The sequence below is a fragment of the uncultured Caballeronia sp. genome (genome assembly GCF_964243625.1).
Taxonomy (GTDB): domain Bacteria; phylum Pseudomonadota; class Gammaproteobacteria; order Burkholderiales; family Burkholderiaceae; genus Caballeronia.
In genome coordinates this window covers 1-6,684 of the sequence record NZ_CAXTGZ010000336.1, presented here as the reverse complement: position 1 = coordinate 6,684, position 6,684 = coordinate 1, and the positions used below count along the sequence as shown (strand labels likewise).

General features: G+C 60.2%; 5 protein-coding genes. 2 read left to right on the top strand and 3 right to left on the bottom strand.

Annotated elements, in window-relative coordinates:
* Together ACFFAR_RS20825 and ACFFAR_RS20820 are read right to left on the bottom strand one after the other, a co-directional pair.
* Positions 1-532, bottom strand: a 532-nt coding sequence (locus ACFFAR_RS20825) for an MFS transporter (RefSeq protein WP_375508376.1), incomplete at its 3' end; no start/stop codon positions are given.
* 74 nt (positions 533-606) lie between these two features.
* Positions 607-879: a hypothetical protein gene (locus ACFFAR_RS20820; RefSeq protein WP_375508375.1), complete on the bottom strand. Its 273-nt coding sequence runs from the start codon at positions 877-879 to the stop codon at positions 607-609.
* 135 nt (positions 880-1,014) lie between these two features.
* Between ACFFAR_RS20820 and ACFFAR_RS20815 the strand changes: the two genes are divergently transcribed.
* Positions 1,015-2,400, top strand: coding sequence for an aspartate aminotransferase family protein (locus ACFFAR_RS20815; RefSeq protein ID WP_075358359.1), 1,386 nt, complete (start codon positions 1,015-1,017; stop codon positions 2,398-2,400).
* 47 nt (positions 2,401-2,447) lie between these two features.
* Here ACFFAR_RS20815 and ACFFAR_RS20810 read toward each other — a convergent pair whose 3' ends face one another.
* On the bottom strand, positions 2,448-2,735 hold the full coding sequence (locus tag ACFFAR_RS20810) for a DUF6723 family protein (RefSeq protein ID WP_075358360.1): 288 nt from the start codon (positions 2,733-2,735) through the stop codon (positions 2,448-2,450).
* A gap of 469 nt (positions 2,736-3,204) precedes the next feature.
* Between ACFFAR_RS20810 and ACFFAR_RS20805 the strand changes: the two genes are divergently transcribed.
* Positions 3,205-6,468, top strand: a complete 3,264-nt coding sequence (locus ACFFAR_RS20805; protein ID WP_174363877.1) for a PAS domain S-box protein — start codon at positions 3,205-3,207, stop codon at positions 6,466-6,468.
* Positions 6,469-6,684 lie beyond the last annotated feature (216 nt).

Here is a 6,684-nt window from a genome sequence, read left to right as displayed (position 1 = left end):
GCGCCGTGCCGACCGAACTGAACAGCGCCAGCACTTCATCCTGTTCGACGAGCCAGCCGCCGAGAACGGGACCTATGGATGCTGTAATGGCCGTGAAGCCCGACCACGTTCCGATCGCACGCCCGCGTTGCTCAGCGGGATAGGCGGCGCTGATAAGCGAGAGACTTCCGGGAACGAGGAACGCGGCGCCAATGCCCTGTACGCCCCGCGCGAGTATCAACGCATTGACAGTCGAGACGAATCCACACCATGCGGAGCCGGCGGCGAACAACAACACGCCCAGCAGGAAGATTTTTCTTCGGCCGTAAATATCGCCCATGGAGCCGCCGACGAGCAGCAGGGACGACAAGGACAGCGCATACGCCTCGACAACCCATTGGAGATTGCTCGAGCTTGCATGCAGGCCGCTCTGTAACGCGGGCAGCGCGACGTTCACGATCGTTCCATCGATGAACGCCATGCTCGACCCCAGGATCGCGACAATGAGCACGGCCATGTCGCCGGCGGCGGGTGGAGCGTTTGCGTTGGCCATCGGCTTGCCTCGGGTTCAAGGTTGAACGCGTCGGCGCCCACGAGGAAGCCATACCGGTCGTGGCGATTATATTTTTATTTGCGTCGGCGCGCTGCGGCCGTCACGTCGGCTCTGACTGCGCGCAGGAACTGGTGGGTTCGTTTGTTTTGCCTTGCGTCGAAGAACGCCTGCGGCGACGCCTGTTCGATGTTCAGGAAAAACTCGTCGCAACTTGCTGAAGAACAGAAAAAACACCAGGCGTAAGTCGCGCAGTCAAAAAAGTCATATTGCGGAGGCGGTGACAATGATTGCAGTTCATTGCATTCAGGAGCGTCGCAGAGGGCTGACTTTGCGAGGGTCTCGGTCAATGGGTTCCAGGTATGGGTGCGCCGCGTTGTTGCTCTTTAGGGCGCGAGAGCCCAGAAGCAGCAATCCCGCAATAACCGAAACAACCAGACTCAAATTCCCAACTCACAACCCAATCAACAGAAAAGGATCATCCAATGCCGCAACAATTGGAACAACAATTCGCCGAGGACCGTGCACACTTCATGCACCCCTCCACCCACGCCTACGATCACGCCACAGGCGCGCTCCCCGGCAAGATCATCAAAAGCGCGGGCGGTATCCGCATCGAGGACCACGAAGGAAAGAGCTACATCGACGCCTTCGCAGGCCTTTACTGCGTCAACGTAGGCTACGGCCGCACAGAGATCGCCGACGCCATCTACGAACAAGCAAAAAAACTCGCCTACTATCACACATACGTCGGCCACTCGACCGACACGATCATCGAGCTGTCGTCGCGCATCATCGACTGGTCGCCGCCAGGCATGAAAAAGGTCTATTACGGCATGTCCGGTTCGGACGCGAACGAGACACAGATCAAGATTGTCTGGTACTACAACAACATACTTGGGTATCCGAACAAAAAGAAGATCATCTCGCGCGAACGCGGCTACCACGGATCGGGCATTGTCACCGGAAGCCTCACTGGTTTGCCAAGCTTTCATCAGCACTTCGACCTGCCGGTAGATCGTGTGAAACATACCGTGTGTCCGCACTGGTATCGCAAGGCGCCGGCCGGCATGAGCGAAGCGCAGTTCGTTTCGTATTGTGTCGACGAACTCGAGAGGCTGATCGCGCGTGAAGGCGCCGATACCATCGCGGCGTTCATCGGCGAGCCGGTCATGGGGACGGGGGGCATCATTGCGCCGCCGGAAGGCTATTGGGCCGCGATCCAGCAGGTGCTGAAGAAACACGACATCCTGCTGATCTCCGACGAAGTGGTATGCGGCTTCGGCCGGATCGGCTCAAAGATGGGCGCGCAGCACTACGGCATGCAACCGGATTTGATTACCATCGCGAAGGGCCTGACGAGCGCATATGCGCCGCTCTCGGGTGTGATCGTGGGTGAACGGGTATGGGATGTCATCGAGAAGGGCTCCCAGGAACACGGTCCAATGGGTCACGGCTGGACCTATTCCGGCCATCCCATCTGCGCAGCGGCGGCCATCGCCAACCTGAACATCCTGGAGCGCGAAAATCTCACGAAGAATGCTGCAGACGTCGGTGCTTATCTCGGCGCTCAATTACATGCGGCGTTCGACCAGCATCCGCTGGTGGGCGAGGTGCGCAATACCGGCATGCTGGCGGCGCTCGAATTCATGGCCGATAAAGATGGCCGTAGGCCTTTCGAAGCCGCACTGAAAGTCGGCGTGAAAGTGTCGGCGGCGGCCTTGAAGCGCGGGGTGATCGCACGCGCGATGCCGCACGGTGACATCCTCGGGTTTGCGCCGCCGTTGATCACTACGCAGGCGGATGTCGATGAGATCGTGGGTATCGTGAAGCAGGCCGTCGACGAGGTCGCGACGCAGACGATCGCATAGTGAATGAAATTCGCCGGGTTCGCCCGGCGTTTTTTCCGCCGACGGTTTCAGGATTCCGGGTTGGCGATATCGCTCTTGACGATCAACTCACCATGGTCCGCGGCCGCTTCCTTGGCCTCCTGGCGGGACGGATAGGGCCCAAGGACCGGCGCGCCCTGGAACGGAAACAGCATGCGGCCATCGGTTTTCCGGACGACCTTCAGTGTTCCAACGAACAACCCACCCGCATTGATCTGATATGACGCATAGATCGCAAAATCCTCGGCGCTCATGGCGCCGCCTGGTGACCTGCTCTTGAGCTGGTTCATCGATAAAACGAGTTTCGGCTTCTTCATTGCGTGGGCTTTGATTTCAAACGGGGTTGTGGTTTGACGGCGTTCGCGTCGGGATCTGCTTATAGGTAGAACGCAGCAATCGTCAGTCCGAAAGCTTTCATGCATCATGATGCTTTCCAGCGGTTACATCGCGGTGAGGCGCGCAAGGCATGCCCTGTATGGGGTGGATATGGTCGCGACGTTCAAAATCCGGGGTTTATGGACGCCTGCAGCTATTCAGACGCTCCTTCGCCGCGCGAACATGCGCGGATCGCGTTAAACAACCGCGTAAGACGCACACGCAGACCCCTATCGAGTGACAGACAGCCAGCGCAGACAAGTAACCGGGCATTTTTACTGCTACCGGAAATTCGATTTTGCCGCGATGACAAAGGTAAAATAACGTCCAATAAACAGAGCTTTCAGATCTTTCGATTCTTGGTCATCCGAACCGCGAGTTTTCCGCGTCCGTTATTAAATACGTTGCCTCATGAACGACAGACAACCGACCGCCAGCCCCAGTCACGCCTTTCTCGCCGGAGGCGGGGAGGTCGCAAAAATCATTGCTTCGAAGGACTGGTCGGGCACGCCACTGGGTCCGATCGGCGGCTGGTCGACGACGCTCACGAACACGATCTCGCTGATCCTGCAGTCGCCCGTTCCCATCGTGACGTTGTGGGACGAGGAAGGCGTCATGCTCTATAACGACGCTTACTCCGTGTTCGCCGGCGGCCGGCACCCGCAATTGCTGGGATCGAACGTGCGCGAAGGCTGGTCGGAGATCGCCGATTTCAACGACAACGTCATGAAGGTCGGACTGTCCGGCCGGACGCTGCGTTACGAGGACCAGGAACTCACGCTGCACCGGCATGGCCGTGGCGAGCAGGTGTGGATGAACCTCGACTACTCGCCCATCCTCGGTGAAAACGGCGTCCCTGTCGGCGTCATTGCGATCGTGGTGGAGACGACCGCGAAGGTGCGTGCGGAGCGCTGGCTGAGCGGCGAGCGCGAACGTTTGCGCCGGATGTTTCAGCAGGCGCCCGGCTTCATGGCGATGCTGACCGGTCCCGAGCACGTCTTCGAGTTGACGAACGCGGCTTTCACCCAGTTGGTCGGCGACCGCATCGTCATCGGCAAGACGGTGCAGGAAGGGTTGCCAGAACTCGAGAAGCAGGGCTTTGTGCAGATCATGGACCGCGTGTACGCCTCCGGCACGCCGGTGTCCGGCAGCGCGCAAGCCATCGTGCTGAACCGGCTGCCCGGGGCGCCTGCCGAACAGCGCTACGTCGACTTCGTCTATCAGCCGGTTCGCAACGAAGCGGGCGAAGTGATCGGTATCTTCATTCAGGGAACCGATGTCACGGACCGGATGATCGCGGAACGCGCGGTTCATGAAAGCGAAGAGAAATTCCGTACTTTCGCGCAGGCCATGCCGAATCAGGTCTGGGCCGCTCGCAGCGACGGCGAACTCGAGTGGTTCAACGACCGTGTCTATGAGTACAGCGGCGAGGAGCACGGCGATCTGGACGGCGGGGCGTGGGGCAGGATCGTGCATCCGGATGACGTCGAGTCGGCTGTTGCGTACTGGCGCGAGGCGGTGGCGTCGGGCACGACCTACGAGCGCGAGTTCCGGATTCGCCAGGCCGATGGTGTGTACCGCTGGCATCTGGCCCGCGCGCTTCCCATTCACGACAACGCCGGCTACATCGCGCGCTGGGTCGGAACCAACACGGATATCGAAGACCAGAAATCGGCATCGCGCGCACTCGAGCGTCTGAACAAATCGCTCGAGCAGCAAGTCGCCGAGAGCATCGCGGATCGCGACCGCATGTGGCGTCTTTCAACGGACATCATGCTGGTTGCGGATTTCGAGGCGAACATCGTGTCGGTGAATCCCGCGTGGAAGCAGCTTCTCGGCTGGGACGAAAAGGCCTTGCTCGGCCGCTCGTTTCTCGACTTCGTGCATCCGGAAGACCGCGCCCGCACGCTCAGCGAAGTGGGCGAGCTCGCCGAGGGCGTGCGTACATTCAAGTTCATCAATCGATACCAGCGACGCGATGGTTCATACGTCACACTTTCGTGGACGGCGGTGCCGGACGAGCATTTCATTCATGCAGTCGGTCGCGATATCACCGCGGATCGCGAAGCAGCAGAAGCGCTGAAACGCACCGAACTGGCGCTCCAGCAAGCGCAGAAAATGGAGACCATCGGCAAGCTGACGGGCGGCGTGGCGCACGACTTCAACAACTTGCTGCAGGTCATCTCCGGCAATCTGCAACTGCTCGCAGCGGATGTCACCGGCAGCGAGCGCGCCGAGCGGCGCCTGGGTAACGCGATAGCCGGGGTCAACCGCGGCGCGAAGCTCGCCAGCCAGTTGCTGGCATTCGGCCGGCGGCAGGCGCTTGAACCGAAAACCATCAAGATCGGGCGCCTTATCGCGGGCATGGAGGACATGCTGCGACGCAGCCTCGGTGAAGCGATCGAGATCGAGACGGTTGCGTCGGCGGGGCTGTGGAATACATTCGTCGATCCAACGCAGGTCGAGAACGCCATTCTCAATCTTGCGATCAACGCACGAGATGCCATGGACAACTCGGGCAAGCTGACGCTGGAAGTCGGCAACGCACTGCTCGACGACACCTACGCCCGCGACCACACAGAAGTCACGCCGGGCCAGTACGTGATGCTCGCCGTCACCGACACCGGTTGCGGCATGACGCCCGAGGTCCTTGCACAAGCCTATGAACCGTTCTTCTCCACGAAGCCGGAAGGCAAGGGTTCGGGACTCGGACTTTCTATGGTCTACGGCTTCGTCAAGCAGTCCGGCGGCCATGTGAAGATCTATAGCGAACCGGGTCATGGTACGACGGTGAAGCTTTATCTACCACGCACGCACGACAAGGAAGACTTCGGCGTGGCTGCCGAGATGGCGCCGGTGCTCGGCGGTGAAGAGACCATCCTGGTTGCGGAGGACGACGAACAAGTCCGCGCGACAGTCGTTGAGATGCTCTCGGAGCTTGGGTATCGAGTGCTCAAGGCTAACGACGCAAGCAGCGCGCTTGCCATCATCGACAGCGGCATGCCTATCGACGTGTTGTTCACCGACGTGGTCATGCCCGGTCCGCTGCGCAGCCCGGAGCTTGCCCGCAAGGCGCGCGAACGGGTGCCCGGGATTGCTGTGCTGTTCACGTCGGGTTATACGGAGAACGCGATCGTGCATGGCGGCCGCCTGGATGCCGGCGTCGAATTACTGAGCAAGCCCTATACGCGCGAGGCGCTCGCGAGGAAGTTGAGGCACGTGCTGTCGAATCAGCGGCAGCGCGTAGTAAGCGCTTCTGCGGAAGCCGCCGGATCGGCGAGGGCGTTATCTGCCGTGGCGGCAGGTGCTGCAAGCTCGCCTCCCGTACGTGTGCGTCATATCCTGTTCGTTGAAGACGATGACCTCGTCCGCTCGATTACCGGCGAGCTGTTCGAAGCGCTCGGGCATGTCGTTCATCAGGCTGCCGACGGGCCCGCTGCGCTTGCGCTGCTGCAGAGCGAGCACATCGATGTACTGATCACGGATGTGGGGCTTCCCGGTATGTCGGGTGAAGAGCTGGCGCTTCGCGTGCGTGCGTTGCGCAGCAACCTGGATGTGGTCTTCGCAACGGGCGATCACAATCATGTATCGAAGGTGCCTGGGGCGACGTTCCTCACCAAGCCTTACGATACGGTCAGCATTGAAGCGATCCTGCGGCGGCTCGAGGACGCTTGATTCAAGGTTTGATCTGAGTGATCGGACGCCGGTACCATGGTGCCGGCGTCGGCAATTAATGCAGCGCTAGCACTTCGCTTTCAATCCCAATACACCCCACTTCGGGGAACTTTACCGTTTGCGATCGGACCCTGCCAAACCCGCCAAACATTGGCGGATGAAGGCGATACTTTATCGCGTCCGCGCACTCGTTCTGCACGTAGCCTCTCTGAACTC

Coding starts and splice junctions, on each gene's coding strand:
- ACFFAR_RS20815 (WP_075358359.1), top strand. CDS start 1,015: ATGCCGCAACAATTGGAACAACAATTCGCCGAGGACCGTGCACACTTC.
- ACFFAR_RS20810 (WP_075358360.1), bottom strand. CDS start 2,735: ATGAAGAAGCCGAAACTCGTTTTATCGATGAACCAGCTCAAGAGCAGG.
- ACFFAR_RS20805 (WP_174363877.1), top strand. CDS start 3,205: ATGAACGACAGACAACCGACCGCCAGCCCCAGTCACGCCTTTCTCGCC.